The 14012-nt window shown below is 65.2% G+C and carries 10 protein-coding genes; 8 read left to right on the plus strand and 2 right to left on the minus strand.

Features of this window, described 5'->3' with window-relative positions:
* Positions 1-9: 9 nt before the first annotated feature.
* Positions 10-1098, minus strand: coding sequence for a sensor histidine kinase (locus J2887_RS01300; RefSeq protein ID WP_416381880.1), 1089 nt, complete (start codon positions 1096-1098; stop codon positions 10-12).
* 123 nt (positions 1099-1221) lie between these two features.
* Here J2887_RS01300 and argH point away from each other — a divergent pair, with 123 nt between their 5' ends.
* A complete protein-coding gene (gene argH / locus J2887_RS01305) occupies positions 1222-2616 on the plus strand; it encodes an argininosuccinate lyase (protein WP_227173594.1) in 1395 nt (464 codons plus the stop codon).
* A 38-nt stretch (positions 2617-2654) separates the two neighbouring features.
* Here the strand turns inward: argH and J2887_RS01310 are convergent, their stop codons facing one another.
* Complete coding sequence (locus J2887_RS01310) at positions 2655-5090, minus strand: EAL domain-containing protein (RefSeq protein ID WP_227173595.1); 2436 nt, start codon at positions 5088-5090, stop codon at positions 2655-2657.
* A gap of 109 nt (positions 5091-5199) precedes the next feature.
* Between J2887_RS01310 and J2887_RS01315 the strand changes: the two genes are divergently transcribed.
* From J2887_RS01315 to J2887_RS01345, 7 genes are all read left to right on the plus strand, one after another.
* Positions 5200-8061, plus strand: coding sequence for a class I adenylate cyclase (locus J2887_RS01315; RefSeq protein ID WP_227173597.1), 2862 nt, complete (start codon positions 5200-5202; stop codon positions 8059-8061).
* 64 nt (positions 8062-8125) lie between these two features.
* The gene (gene lptM, locus J2887_RS01320) at positions 8126-8275 is read left to right on the plus strand and encodes an LPS translocon maturation chaperone LptM (RefSeq protein WP_227173598.1); all 150 of its coding nucleotides are present in this window, start codon (positions 8126-8128) and stop codon (positions 8273-8275) included.
* A gap of 30 nt (positions 8276-8305) precedes the next feature.
* Positions 8306-9556, plus strand: coding sequence for a diaminopimelate decarboxylase (lysA, locus tag J2887_RS01325; protein ID WP_227173599.1), 1251 nt, complete (start codon positions 8306-8308; stop codon positions 9554-9556).
* 5 nt (positions 9557-9561) lie between these two features.
* Positions 9562-10566 (plus strand): diaminopimelate epimerase, encoded by a 1005-nt coding sequence (gene dapF / locus J2887_RS01330; protein WP_228752831.1) that lies wholly within the window; start codon positions 9562-9564, stop codon positions 10564-10566.
* Between the two features lie 18 nt (positions 10567-10584).
* On the plus strand, positions 10585-11331 hold the full coding sequence (locus J2887_RS01335; RefSeq protein WP_227173601.1) for a DUF484 family protein: 747 nt from the start codon (positions 10585-10587) through the stop codon (positions 11329-11331).
* Positions 11332-11378: 47 nt separating this feature from the next.
* Positions 11379-12308: a tyrosine recombinase XerC gene (xerC, locus tag J2887_RS01340; protein WP_227176023.1), complete on the plus strand. Its 930-nt coding sequence runs from the start codon at positions 11379-11381 to the stop codon at positions 12306-12308.
* A 68-nt stretch (positions 12309-12376) separates the two neighbouring features.
* Positions 12377-14008 carry a GGDEF domain-containing protein gene (locus tag J2887_RS01345; RefSeq protein ID WP_227173602.1) on the plus strand — a complete coding sequence of 544 codons (1632 nt, stop codon included), beginning with the start codon at positions 12377-12379 and terminating at the stop codon, positions 14006-14008.
* Positions 14009-14012: the final 4 nt, after the last annotated feature.

The raw sequence follows: 14012 nt of genomic DNA on the forward strand, positions 1-14012 counted from the left end.
TTGTCATGGTCAGGGGGTTCGGGTGGATCGGTGGCTGGGTACCCGCTGTCGGGGCAGCCTCAGGGTGACGGTATAGATGTCGTGCTGGTGGCTCTGCTTGAGCACCGCCGTTTCGCCGAACAGCGCCTGTAACCGGGCCTGGATGTTGGCCAGCGCCATGCGGTTGCCGTCGTGGCGGCTCTGGTCGGTTTGGGGGCGGGGGTTCTGTACCAGCAGGTAGGCGAACTCGCCGCGCTGGTAACCTTCAATACGCAGGGTGCCGCCGTCGGGGCAGGGCTGAATGCCGTGGTAGATGGCGTTCTCCACCAGCGGTTGCAGTGTCAGTGGCGGAATGGCCTGCTGGTCGAGCTCCGGGGCCACCTGCCAGTCGACGGTCAGGCGGTCGCCGAGCCTCAGCCCTTCCAGCATCAGGTAGTTGCGACACAGGCCCAGCTCCTCGGACAGGCTGATCAGCCGGTCCTGGGCCTTCAGGCTGGCGCGGAACAGTTCTGACAGATCCAGCACGGCGTCTTCCGCCAGGTCCGGCCGGCTGCTGATCAGGCTGGCGATGGTGTTCATGCTGTTGAACAGGAAGTGCGGGTGGATGCGGGCCTGCAGGGCCGCCAGCCGGGCCTGCATCTCGGCCTGCTTCTGTTGCTGCCACTGGGCCTGCAGGTAAAAGTAGCGCAGCGCCATCAGGGTGATGATCAGTGCCGCCAGCAGCTTCTTGCCGATGGCCATCCAGCCGTTGACGCCGGGTTCCGGGTGCAGCATGTTGTCGGCGAACAGGCTGAAGATGAACACGTCGGCGAGCACGATCAGGGTGATCAGGGTGCTGGCGCGGGCCACCGACAATCGGGCCAGCAGGCCCCGCAGCGGGCAGATGATGGCGGCGCTGGTGAGGGCGGTCCACTGCACGAACAGCGACAACAGGCCAAAGTAGTTCCAGTCGATCCAGGTGTTTTCACTGTGCATCACCGCCAGCAGCAGCACCATCAGCTCGCTGCTCACCAGCAGCAGGAACACCGCCCGCACCCGACACAGGTCGGGGACGAAAAAATCATTGACCGGGTCATCCCGGCGGGGCGAGGCTCGGCGTTGCCGTTGGCTCATGGGCATCCTGTCGCTGTCGGTTCCTTGTTCGCTGGCGCCCGGGTGGGCGAGCGGTCCGTCGAGAGTGCTATAATCCCCCGATTTCACCCATGTCCGCAAATGCCGGGCCCTCTGCAGGAACGAGAGACCATGACGGATTCCAACACCACCTCCGAGAAACCCTGGGGCGGTCGCTTCAGCGAACCCACGGACGCTTTTGTTGAACGGTTCACCGCCTCGGTCGGTTTTGACCAGCGGCTGTACCACCACGATATTACCGGGTCCATCGCCCACGCCACCATGCTGGCGGAAGTCGGCGTGCTGACCGCCGAGGAGAAAACCCAGATCATCGAGGGGCTGGAAGCGGTCAAGGCCGACATCGAGGCCGGCGAATTCCAGTGGTCGGTGAGCCTGGAGGACGTTCACATGAACGTCGAGGCGCGACTGACCGACCGTATCGGCGTCACCGGCAAGAAACTCCACACCGGCCGCAGCCGCAACGACCAGGTGGCCACCGACATCCGCCTCTACCTGCGTGACGAAATCGACGTCATCGCCGAGGAGCTGCAGCGTCTGCGCGCCGGTCTGCTGGATCTGGCGGAGCGGGAAGCCGACACCATCATGCCCGGCTTCACCCATCTGCAGACCGCCCAGCCGGTCACCTTCGGCCACCACCTGCTGGCCTGGTACGAGATGCTGGTCCGGGATGCCGAACGGCTGCTGGACTGCCGCAAGCGGGTCAATGTGATGCCCCTGGGCGCAGCGGCGCTGGCGGGCACCACCTACCCGATTGATCGCAGCATCACCGCCCGTCTGCTGGGCTTCGACCGACCCACCGAGAACTCCCTGGATTCGGTCAGTGATCGCGACTTCGCCATCGAATTCTGCAGTTTCGCGGCCCTGCTGATGACCCACCTGTCCCGCTTCAGCGAAGAGCTGGTGCTGTGGACCTCGGCCCAGTTCGACTTCATCGACCTGCCGGACCGCTTCTGCACCGGCTCATCGATCATGCCGCAGAAAAAGAACCCGGACGTGCCGGAACTGGTCCGTGGCAAGACCGGTCGCGTCAATGGCCACCTGATCAGCCTGCTGACCCTGATGAAAGGCCAGCCGCTGGCCTACAACAAGGATAACCAGGAAGACAAGGAGCCGCTGTTCGACACCGTCGACACCGTCAAGGGCTGCCTGAAAGCCTACGCCGACATGGTGCCGGCGATTGTCGCCAAGGCCGACAACATGCGCGAAGCCGCCCGCAAGGGTTTCTCCACCGCCACCGATCTGGCGGACTACCTGGTGAAAAAAGGCGTACCGTTCCGTGATGCCCACGAAATCGTTGGCAAAGCGGTGGCGTTCGGCGTGGCAGAGTCCCGCGACCTGTCCGAGATGACCCTGGTGGAGCTGCAGAAATTCTCCGGCATCATCGCCGAGGACGTGTTCGAGGTGCTGACCCTGGAAGGATCGGTCCAGGCCCGGGATCACCTCGGCGGCACCGCGCCGGACCAGGTCCGGGCCGCGGTGGCACGGGCACGCCAGCAGCTGGGCTGAGCCCGGACTGCGGGTGCGGTATCGGCCGCTGGCGTCCGTCAGCCGCCGATACGGCCGGTTTCCAGGTCCACCACCGCCGGCGTCAGGTCGGCCAGGGGCCTGGGTCGATGCAGGCGGTAGCCCTGGCCGAAGTGAATGCCCAGGGCCCGAATCCGCCGCAGGGTGTCGTCGTCCTCAATGAACGGCGCCACCGTTGCCTTGCCCGCGCCTTCGGCGATCTTGTGCAGGGCCTCCACCATCACCTGCTGGACCGGGTCCCGCTCCAGCTGCTGCACCATTTTCTGGTCAAGCTTGATGATGTCCACCGGCAATCGCGCCGCCAGGGTGTAACTCTCCACCGATGCACCGGCGCCATCCAGGGCAACCCGACAGCCGAGCTCGTGGAGCGCATCGCAGAGCACGGCCACCTCATCCGGGTACTGGGTGGCGTGAGCCTCGCTGACTTCCAGACAGAAACTCTCATTGGGAAACGCCGAGGCCGCCAGCTGGGTCTGGAGGAATTCGGCAAAGCCGTCGTCCAGCACCGAGGCCAGTGACAGGTTGAAGCCACAGTACTTCAGCCGCGGCTCCAGCAGCCGGTGTCGGCCGAGCCAGTCCAGGGTCTGGCGAATCACCTCGCGGTCGATGCGTTTGGCCAGATCGAAACGTTCCGCCACCGGCAGGAAGTCCCCCGGTCGCAGCAGGCCGTCGCCGTCCGGGTTCTGGAATCGCGCCAGAATTTCAATGTGATCGCCCCAGGTGACGCTGCTGACCGGACGCAGTGACTGGTATTCCAGCACCAGGGTGTGCTGGTCCAGGCACTGGTGGATGTGGCTGAGCAGGCGTCGGGCCTCGGATTCCTGCAGTGCCTCGGAGTCGGCGTAGGCCGCGTGCAGGCGGTTGCGGCCCGCCACCTTGGCGGTGTGGCACAGGTCTGCCGCCTGGGACAGCAGATCCTTGGGTGCTTCTGCCAATCCTTCCCCCATCAGCAACAGGCCGGCGCTGGCGGTGGTGGACAGCTGCTGACCCTGCCATTCAAAGACAAACTCTTCGATCAACTCGAGGATGTTGGCGGCCACTTTGCGGGCCTCCGCCTCGGCGCAATTCTCCAGCAGCAGTGCAAAGGTGTCGCCAGCCAAGCGGGCGAGGGCATCCCGCTGCCGCACCTTGAGTCCAATGGCGGAGGCCAGCTCCCGCAGGTAGCGGTCGCAGGTGCCGCTGCCGGCGGTGTCGTTGAAGCTGGTGAAGTGGTCGAGGTCGAGGTAGAGCAGGGCGCCGCCCTGGGCATGGCCGCTTTCCAGCCATTTGCCGGTGCGGGCGAGGAATTCCCGCCGGTTGAGCAGTCCGGTGATGGGGTCGTGGCTGCTGAGATAGGCCCGCCGCCCGCCACTGCGAACCTTGTCGGTAATGTCGCGGGCGACATGTACGGCCCCCAGGGTTTCGCCGTCCCGGCTGCGCAGCAACTGGTAATGCACTTCAAACACCGGCGCGCCACTGTGGCGGGTGGTCAGCGGCATTTCCACGGTGAAGCCTTCGCGTTCGAAGGTGCGATGCCAGAGTCGCTCCAGCAGTCGGCGGTCGTTGGGCCAGGCCTGCAACAGCTCCGCCAGGCTGTCGCCCACCTGCGGCCGGCATTGGTAGGTCGCCTCGAAATGATGGCGGTAGGCGTCGTTGCAGCAGATCAAACGCAGCTCGCGGTCCACCGCTACGACCAGGTCCTGGCTGGCGCCGAGGATGGCGCCGAGCAGCTCCCGGGCTTCGTTGGCGGCGCGTTCCTGCTGCTGGGTGGCTGTCTGGTCCACCAGGGTGCCGGCCAGACGCACGACCTGGCCGTCCTCGTGAAAGGCGCGGCCGGTGAGCCGGACCCGACGCAGATTCTGGCGGGCGGTGATCAGCTCAAAGGTGTGGTCGAAGCCCTGCCCGGTGCGGATGCAGCGGCGGAACAGGGCGCGTACCCGGGGCTGGTTGCCCTGGCAGTAGAACAGTGCCTGTTCGGGGGTGATGTCGCAGCCCGGGCGCAGTTCCAGCAGGCTGAACAGACCTTCGCTCCAGCTGACCTGATTGCTGGCCAGGTCCAGTTCCCACAGCCCCAGCCCGGCCGAGGTTTCCATCATCTGTAGTAGCCGCGGGTCCAGCTGCAGGCCGTCCCGCCACACAATGCGGGCATCGGCGGGCTGGTCGGCGTCACGCTGCTCCAGGCGCAGGGCGACTTCGGCGGTAAAGAAGTAGCCGTCGTTATGACGCAGGGTAATGGTGACCGGATGGCCGAGGCGGAACTGGTGACGATGACCGCTGGCGAAGGGGTCGTCCTGGCGGGTGGCAATCAGGCGGCTGACCGGGCAGTCGCGCAGGTCGCCGTGGCCATAGCCCAGCAGGACTTCGGCGTCGGCATCGGCGTAGGTGATGCGACCGGTGTCATTGACCCGCAGCAGGCCACGGCGACCGCTGGTGTCCTGCGGGTCGCTGCGGTAGCGGCGAATGTAAAATTCTTTCACGGCGTCGGCTCCTCCGGAGGGCAGAGGTTTCTTTCTTATTCTGAATTTGCCACGATGCAGTCATCATACTGATTCCAGTCCCAGAAAGAACCTCTCCCGCGGAGATACCGTGACCGCCCACACACGCCCGATCGCGCTCGACTTTGACGAGGGCATAGACCGCAAGACCCTGCGCCGGTTGCGGGACCGGTTTCTGGCGGTCAATCGCGCTCGCTGGCAGCGGGCGCATTCGGCGCTGACCTACCGCCAGCAGGTGGTGCTGGATATCCTGCCGCTGGTGTTTCACCTCAACCACCCGTCGTTGCCTGGTTACCTGGACCGGGACTGTCCCTATGGTCTCAGCCATTACCAGCCGGGTGACGAGGCGCTGGGAGCGGCCCAGCGGCTGGCGCGGTCGTTTGCCTACCGCGATACCGGCAAGCGTCGCCCCGATCTGCACGGGTTGTTCCTGATGGGCAGTCCCGGCTCGCTGGGGCATTCGGTGGCCAGCGATCTGGATGTCTGGCTGTGCCATGACCCGCAGCTGCCGGCGGTGGCGGTGGCCCAGCTCGAACGCAAGGCCGAGGCGGTGTCGGCCTGGGCCGAGAGTTACGGTGTCGAGCTGCATGTCTTTGTGTTTTCCGCCGACGACTGGCGCCAGCGCCAGCAACGGGCGGAGGTGACCGGCGAAAACTGCGGCAGCGCCCAGCACTACCTGTTGCTGGATGAGTTCTACCGTACCGGCATTCACCTGGGCGGGCGTTATCCGCTGTGGTGGCTGGTACCGGTGGCGGACGAGCCGGACTATCAGGCCCGGCTGCGGCAACTGGTGGACTGTCGCTTCATCCGTGCGGACGAATACATCGATTTCGGTTCGGTGCCCCGGATCCCGGAGGAGGAGTTCCTCGGCGCCGGGGTCTGGCAGCTTTACAAGGGCATCGATTCGCCCTGGAAGTCGATTCTCAAACTGCTGCTGATCGAATGCTACGCCAGCCACCGGGATGCCGGCCCGCTGGCGCTGACCTTCAAGGCGGCGGTCTACGGTGGCGAGACCCGGGCCGATTACCTCGATCCCTATGTGTTGCTGTACCAGCGCCTGGAGCAGTGGCTGCTGGCGGAAGAGGCTCCGGACCGTCTCGAGCTGGTGCGGCGCAGCCTGTACCTCAAGGTGGGGCTGCCGCTGACCCGCACCGAGCAAAGCGCCGAAGGCTGGCAGGGCTGTTTGTTGAACCGGCTGGTGGCGGCGTGGGAGTGGGATCGCAAGACCCTGTCGTTCCTCGATAACCGCCAGCGCTGGCGGGTAGAGGACGTGATCCAGATGCGGCGGCTGGTGGTCAACGAGTTGACCCACAGTTATCGGCTGCTGTCGCGCCTGGCCCGGGACCACGGCAGCACCGCGGCCATCAGCCAGCGTGATATGAACCTGCTGGGCCGCAAACTGTACGCGGTGTTCCAGCGCAAGGCCGGCAAGGTTGAGCTGATCAACCCCAACCTGGCGCCGTCGCTGGAAGAAGAGAACCTGTCGTTCCACCACGCCTCGGAGCAGGGCGGCAACGCCAACGGTGGCTGGCGTCTGTACCGGGATCTGGAGAACCCGGCCGACGCCTTCTGGCAACCGGTCATCCGGCGGGCCCAGAGTCTGACCGAGCTGGTGCTGTGGTGTCACTGCAATGGCCTGCTCACCCGTGCCACTCGTCTGAATGTCCGGGCCGGGGAGACCGCCGCCAGTGTTGCCGAAACCCGGGAAATGCGGGAGGCGCTGGAGGCGGCCCTGCCAGTGCCGCTGCAACCGCCATCGCGGGAGGCGCTGCAACGGCCGGCCCGTCCGGCACGGCTGGTGCTGCTGGTGAACGTGGCGCTGGACCCCCAGGCCCGGCTGACCGAACGGGGGCTGCACAAGCTCAGCAGCCGCAGCGATTCGCTGGGATTCAGTGGGGGCCGTGAGAACCTGGTTCAGGGCATCGACCAGGTGACCCTCAATACCTGGCACGAGGTCAGCCTGCAGCATTACGCTGCCGGCGACACCCTGATCCAGTGTCTGAAGAACGTGCTGGCGATGGTGGCGGCGACACCGGAGGCGATGACGGAACTGACCGTGCACAGCGACAGTTCCGGCCATGGCCCGATCATCGCCCGGCGGGTGTCGGCGCTGTTTGCTGATGTCATGCGTCAGTTCTTTGCCGGTGGCCTGGGGCCGCACCCGCTGCGCTACGTCATCGAGGTGGACCGGCGTTACTTTGTATTGCAGTTCAGTGACCGTGAACCCGGTTTCACCGTGGTGGACAGTGTCGAGGCGTTGCTGACGCATCTGGGCAGTCCGCAACCGGGTTATGTGCCGGTGGTGTTCGATCGCCAGGCACTGCTGGACGACCCGGCGCTGCGCACTGTGTGCCAGGCCAGCGAGCCGGAATCGGTGCAGGTGTTCTATCAGGTTCAGGGGCGCCGGGTGCGGTTGTGGGTGGTGGATGAGGTCGGGTCGCTGTTCCACTGGCAGCAAGCCTTTGTTTCCCGTCGCCAGTTGCTGATGCCGTTGTTGCGTTTTCTCGATACCCTCATTGAGCGTCGTCAGTTGCGGCGTTCGCTGGGCGGATTTGGCGATATTTCCGGTATCCGCTGCTACGAACTGGTGGCCCGGGATGGCCAATGGCTGGCGGAGCGGCGCCAGGTGTCGGCCGACGAGCCCGCCCGCCGGGTGCTGGAGGTGCAGGCGGTTGGGGTGCGCCAGGATGGTGCCGGGCTGGCCTTCGATCTGTACTGCAACGACCAGGAGTTCGCCGCCCAGGAATATGGTGACCGGCTGATGGCCGCGGTGGCCCACTACATTCGCTCGCTTCGTCCCAGCGGTGAACCCTATCCGGTCTATCTCAATGACGTGCACCTGCCCCATGACCTGGAACCCATGGCCTATCAGCAGGATCTGCAGACCTGTCAGTACCTGTCCTACCGCCACCGGCTCGAGACCGAACTCAACCGCGCCCTGGGCAATGCCTGACCTCGCCCCGTGATGGCGGACTCAGGTATACTCGATTCAATTTGCAACTTAGGGGTGGCCGTCAATGAGGCTTCAACGACTTGCCATGATTCTGCTGCTGTTCACCGCCCTGATCGGCTGTGGCCAGAAAGGCGCCTTGTACCGGGACGCCGGGCCTGAACAGGCGCCCGCGGCGGCGGCAGAGCCGGCCGATCGCGACGGGCGCCAGCGCTGACGCCGACCCCGCAACCTGTCAGGACTATCGATGGATCATTTCAACTACCGCAACGGTGAGCTGTTTGCGGAAGACGTGGCGGTGGCCGACCTGGCCGAGCGCTTTGGCACTCCCGCCTATATCTATTCCCGCGCCACCCTGGAGCGCCATTACCAGGCCTATCACAAGGCCCTTGGCGATCGACCGGGGTTGATCTGTTACGCCGTCAAGGCCAACAGCAACCTGGCGGTGCTGAACGTGCTGGCACGACTGGGTGCCGGTTTTGACATCGTCTCTGCCGGTGAGCTGGAACGGGTGATCCGTGCCGGCGGTGATCCGGCCAAGGTGGTGTTCTCCGGGGTGGGCAAGCAGCCCTGGGAGATGCGTCGGGCGCTGGAAGCCGGGGTGCATTGCTTTAATGTTGAATCCGACACCGAGCTGGATCGTCTTAATGCGGTGGCGGCGGAGCTTGGCGTCAAGGCGCCGGTGTCACTGCGGGTCAACCCGGACGTGGACGCTGGCACCCACCCTTACATTTCCACCGGGCTCAAGGAAAACAAGTTCGGTATCGACATTACCCAGGCGCCCGCGGTATACGCTCGCGCTGCGGCCATGAGCAACCTGGAGGTCATCGGGGTGGATTGCCACATCGGCTCCCAGCTCACCACGGTGGCGCCGTTCCTCGACGCCCTGGATCGGGTGCTGGCGCTGGTGGACACGCTGGCGGAGCAGGGCATCCACATCCGGCATCTCGATATGGGCGGTGGCCTGGGGGTGCGGTATCAGCAGGAGCAACCGCCGGAGCCCTACGAGTACGTCAGCCAGCTGGTTGAGCGTCTGGGCGACCGGTCGCTGGCGCTGGTGCTGGAGCCGGGGCGGTCGATTGCCGCCAACGCCGGCATCCTGGTGACCCGGGTGGAATTCCTCAAGCGTACCGAACACCGCAATTTTGCCATCATCGATGCCGCCATGAACGACCTGATCCGGCCGGCCCTGTATAGCGCCTGGCAGGACATCGTGCCGGTGCACCAGCGCGAGGATGAGCCCGAACAGCAGTGGGATCTGGTGGGGCCGGTGTGTGAAACCGGCGATTTCCTCGGCAAGGAGCGCCCGCTGAAACTGCGGGACGGCGACCTGTTGGCGGTCCGCTCCGCGGGCGCCTATGGTTTTGTCATGAGTTCCAACTACAACACCCGTAACCGGCCGCCAGAGCTGATGGTGGACGGCGCTGATGTGCACGTGGTGCGGCGCCGGGAAACCCTGGACGACCAGCTGGCGCCTGAAAGCTGCCTGCCGGAGTAAACGGGATGAGCCAGAATCGACGGGGGCCGCGTTCGCCCCTGATCACGTTTACCAAGATGCACGGTCTGGGCAACGATTTCATGGTGATCGATGCCATCAGTCAACCGTTCCGGCTGCGCCCAGAGATGATCCGCACCCTGGCGGACCGGCATTTCGGGGTCGGTTTTGACCAGTTGCTGGTGGTCGAGCCGCCCGGCCAGCCGGACGTGGATTTCCGTTACCGCATCTTCAACAGTGACGGCTCGGAAGTGGAACAGTGCGGCAATGGCGCCCGCTGTTTTGCCCGCTTTGTGCGTGACCGTCGGCTTACCAACAAGAAGGTGATCCGGGTCCAGACCGCTAAGGGCGTGATCGAGCTGCGGCTGGTGAAAGATGGCCTGGTGGCGGTGGACATGGGCGTGCCTGAACTGGAGCCGGCCGCGATTCCGTTCGTGGCGGACAGCCGTCAGCACACCTACCCGGTGCGGGTGGGTGAGCAGACTGTGACCCTCAGCGCGGTGTCCATGGGCAATCCCCATGGCGTGCTGCTGGTGGATGACGTCGATACCGCGCCGGTTGCCACCCTGGGGCCGGCACTGGAAAGCCACACCTGTTTCCCGGCCCGCGCCAACATCGGTTTCCTGCAGATTGTCGATCGCGGCCACGCCCGTTTGCGGGTTTTCGAGCGCGGCAGCGGGGAAACCCTGGCCTGTGGCAGTGGCGCCTGTGCCGCGGTGGTTGCCGGTCGGTTACGGGGTCTGCTCGATGAGCGAGTGGAGGTTCGCTTACCTGGCGGCCCGCTGATCATCGAATGGCGGGGTGACGGGGCCCCTGTTATGATGGAAGGTCCGGCCACCAGCGTCTTTGAGGGACAGTTGCGACTCCCGGCCGAACCCGCCAGCCGTGGTCGCCGTCAGCGGCGCCCCGCTGACAACAAGCGTAAAACCGAGACCAAACGCCCACCCGAGGGCCGGGGCCGATCACGCCAGCGCCCGCGGGTGAGCGCTGAAGCCGGTCCCGCACGGGACTGATCCTGAAAGGAGAAGGCAATGACAGATCAAACGGCCCGCAAGAAGGCCGGGGACCTGAGCCGCGAGGCGGTCGCCGATTACCTGCGTGACCACCCGGACTTCTTCATCGGCCAGGACGAGTTGCTGCGCAGCCTGACTCTGCCCCATGACAGCGGACGGGCGATCTCCCTGGTGGAGCGGCAGGTTCACCTGTTCCGGGAACAGCGCGACACCCTGCGCAAGGAGCTGGTGGAGCTGGTCGCCATCGCCCGCCACAATGACCGCCTGTTCGAGAAGAGCAAGCGCTTGGTGCTGCAGGTGATTGAGGCCGGTAGTCTGAACGAGATGGCGGCGGCGATTGACGACAGCATCCGTGGCGACTTCGGCCTCGATGCCGCGTCGGTTCTGCTGTTCAGTGACCAGCCGCTGCCGGTCAGCCCCCAGGGGCCGTTGCAGGTGGTGTCTCCGGAACAGGCGGAAGCCCGCCTCGGTAACTGGCTGGACGGTGACCGGGCGGTGTGTGGGCAGTTCAAGGAAAGTGAACGCAATTTCCTGTTCCCGGACCGGGACCAGCCGGTGGCGTCGGTTGCCCTGGTGCCGCTGCGGGACGCCAAGGTACGTGGCGTGTTTGCCATCGGCAGCTGCCAGCCGGGTTACTTTGACCAGAGCATGGGGTCGCTGTTCCTGACCTACATCAGTGATACTCTCAGCCGACTGTTGCCTTCCATGATGCATCGTCACGGCGTGCCCCCGACGGTCGTCGATGTGGTGGCGGAGAACCCCTGACCGTGCCCCAGCGAGCACCTGAGCCCGAACCCGCCTGTTCACCTTCGATGCCGACGGCGCTGACCGCCGGCATAGATCGTTTTATCGACCACCTGGCTTCGGAACGCCGCCAGGCAGAACACACCTGTAGCAACTACCAGCGCGACCTGCTGCGCCTGGCCGGGTTTGTGGCGGCGCGCCAGGGCGAGTGGGCCGGGCTCGACAGTCACCAGCTGCGCCAGTACATCGCCCAGCTGAGCCGTGAGGGTTTGTCCGGTCGCTCCATTGCCCGTCACCTGTCGGCCATCCGCCGCTTTTACGATTTCCTGTTAAGGGAACGACTGGTGGCCGATAACCCCGCCCTTGGCCTGAAAGCACCGAAATCGCCCCGGCGTCTGCCCCAGGTGGTGGATGTGGATCAGCTCGGCCAGCTGCTGGATGCCGGTGCCGACGATCCCCTGGAATGTCGGGACCGGGCGATGTTTGAACTGATGTACTCCTCCGGTCTGCGGCTGGCGGAGCTGGTTGGCGCCGATCTCACGGCGCTGGACCTGCGCCAGGGGGAAATCCGGGTACTGGGGAAAGGCGGGAAAGAGCGCCTGCTGCCGGTGGGTGAGCAGGCGCTGAAGGCCTTGCGGGCCTGGCTGGCGCTGCGCCACGGGCTGGCAGCCGAGGGTGAGACCGCGCTGTTTGTCAGCCAGCGCGGGCAGCGACTTGGCCGCCGCAGTGTCCAGCTGCGGCTGCAGCGCTGGGGCCTGCACAAAGGGGCCAGCCAGCGACTCTACCCTCACTTGTTGCGGCACTCCTTCGCCAGCCACCTGCTGGAATCGTCCGGTGATCTGCGCGCCGTGCAGGAGCTGCTCGGCCACGCCGATATCAGCACCACCCAGGTTTACACCCATCTGGATTTCCAGCATCTGGCCCGGGTCTACGATCGCAGTCATCCCAGGGCCAAACGGCAGAACGGACGCGGAGGCAGCAAAAGTGACCGCGGCTGATTCGATGATCCCGGAGGGCAGGGCTATAGTTTACAGAATCCTGGCAATACAGATCACAGGGGAATGGCATGTCATCAGCTGAGTCATGGAAGGCCAAGTACCTCAGGGAGATCGAAGAGGCCGAGGTCCGCGAGCAGCGGTGGCAGGAAGAGCGACACACCCTCGGCCGGATGCTGGTGCGTACCAGTCTGGCTTCCGAGGGTCAGGGCCCGCACCTGGACAGCCTGCTCGGGCAGTTGCGGGATCTGCTGCGCAAAGACCATTACGACCTGGAACGCCTGCGGCAGTTGCAGGCGTCTATTGATCGTCAGCTTACCCAGCTGGATGACCGCAAGCAGCAGACCTTCGGTCAGCTCAAGGAACGGGTGGATGCGCTGGTGGAAACGGCTCGCCGCCATCCCCAGTTTCAGCCTGAGAAAGACGGTCTGCGACGACTGGAAAAAGCCTTCCGCAAGCCCGATCAGTTGCGGGAAACCCTGCCGCAATGGTTCTGCGAACTGGCGGAGCTGGTCGCGCGGGCGCTGGCGGCGGACCCGGCGACGGAGCACAAGCCCGGATTGCTGGGGCGCTGGTTCGGCAATGGCGACGAACACCACGACGAGACGCCGGAATTGGCGGCCCCGCTGGAGCTGAGCGACGAGGATCTGGCCCAGCGGCTGCGGATCGCCCGCCGGATCTCGGAGCTGCTGGGGCAGATGTTGGCCCAGCTTGCCCTCGATCCTCATGCCCACGCCCGTGCCGAGACCCTGCGGGATCACCTGGCGGTGAGCAACGACTGGGCTGAACTGCGGGCCTCCCTCAACGAAGTGGCGGACCTGCTGATTGCCGCCGTGCGGCGCGGCCAACAGGAATTCGAGGCATTCCTGAAACGGCTGGATGAGCGGCTGCTGGCGCTGCAGGACCATTTCCTGGACCAGTCCGACATGCTGGCCGGTGCCCAGACCGCCTCACAGGCGTTTGACCGCGGCTTGCGGGAGGGCCTGGAAGAGCTGGGGCAGCGGGTGAAGGCGTCAGAAGACGTGCACGAGCTGAAGCGTTCGGTCAACGACCATATTGAAACCATCTCGGTGGTGGTGGCCCGGTATCGCGAGGAAGAAAGTGAGCGTGAGCGCCGGCTGGCCAGTCAGGTGGCGACCATGCAGGAAAAGCTGGCAGCGCTGGAGGCCCATTCGGAACAGATGCAGGAGCGCCTGCGGGAAGAGCGCAGCCGAGCCCTGACCGATGTGCTGACCCAGTTGCCCAACCGCGAGGCCTGGCAGGAGCGGCTGGCGTTCGAGTTCAAGCGCTGGCAGCGTTACCGCCATTCGCTGACGGTGGTGATGCTGGATATTGACCACTTCAAGCGGATCAACGACTCCTATGGCCACAAGGCCGGAGACCGGGTTATCCAGCTGCTGGGCAAGACCCTCAGTGAGCGTTTGCGCAGCACCGACTTTGTTGCCCGCTATGGTGGTGAGGAATTTGTGGTATTGATGCCGGAAACTGACAACGACGGCGCCAGCAGGGTGGTGGAAAGCCTGCGCGAGCACATCGCCCAGTTGCCGTTCCACTTCCGCGGTGAGCCGGTCTCGATTACCTTCTCCGCCGGCGTGGCGCAACTGCGCGACGGCGATGACCAGGACTCGGTGTTCGACCGTGCCGACAAGGCCCTGTACCAGGCCAAGGACGGCGGTCGTAACCGGGTGCAGGTGGCCGGTTAGGGCG

It is taken from the genome of Marinobacter sp. CA1, assembly GCF_020546665.1.
GTDB lineage: Bacteria > Pseudomonadota > Gammaproteobacteria > Pseudomonadales > Oleiphilaceae > Marinobacter > Marinobacter xestospongiae.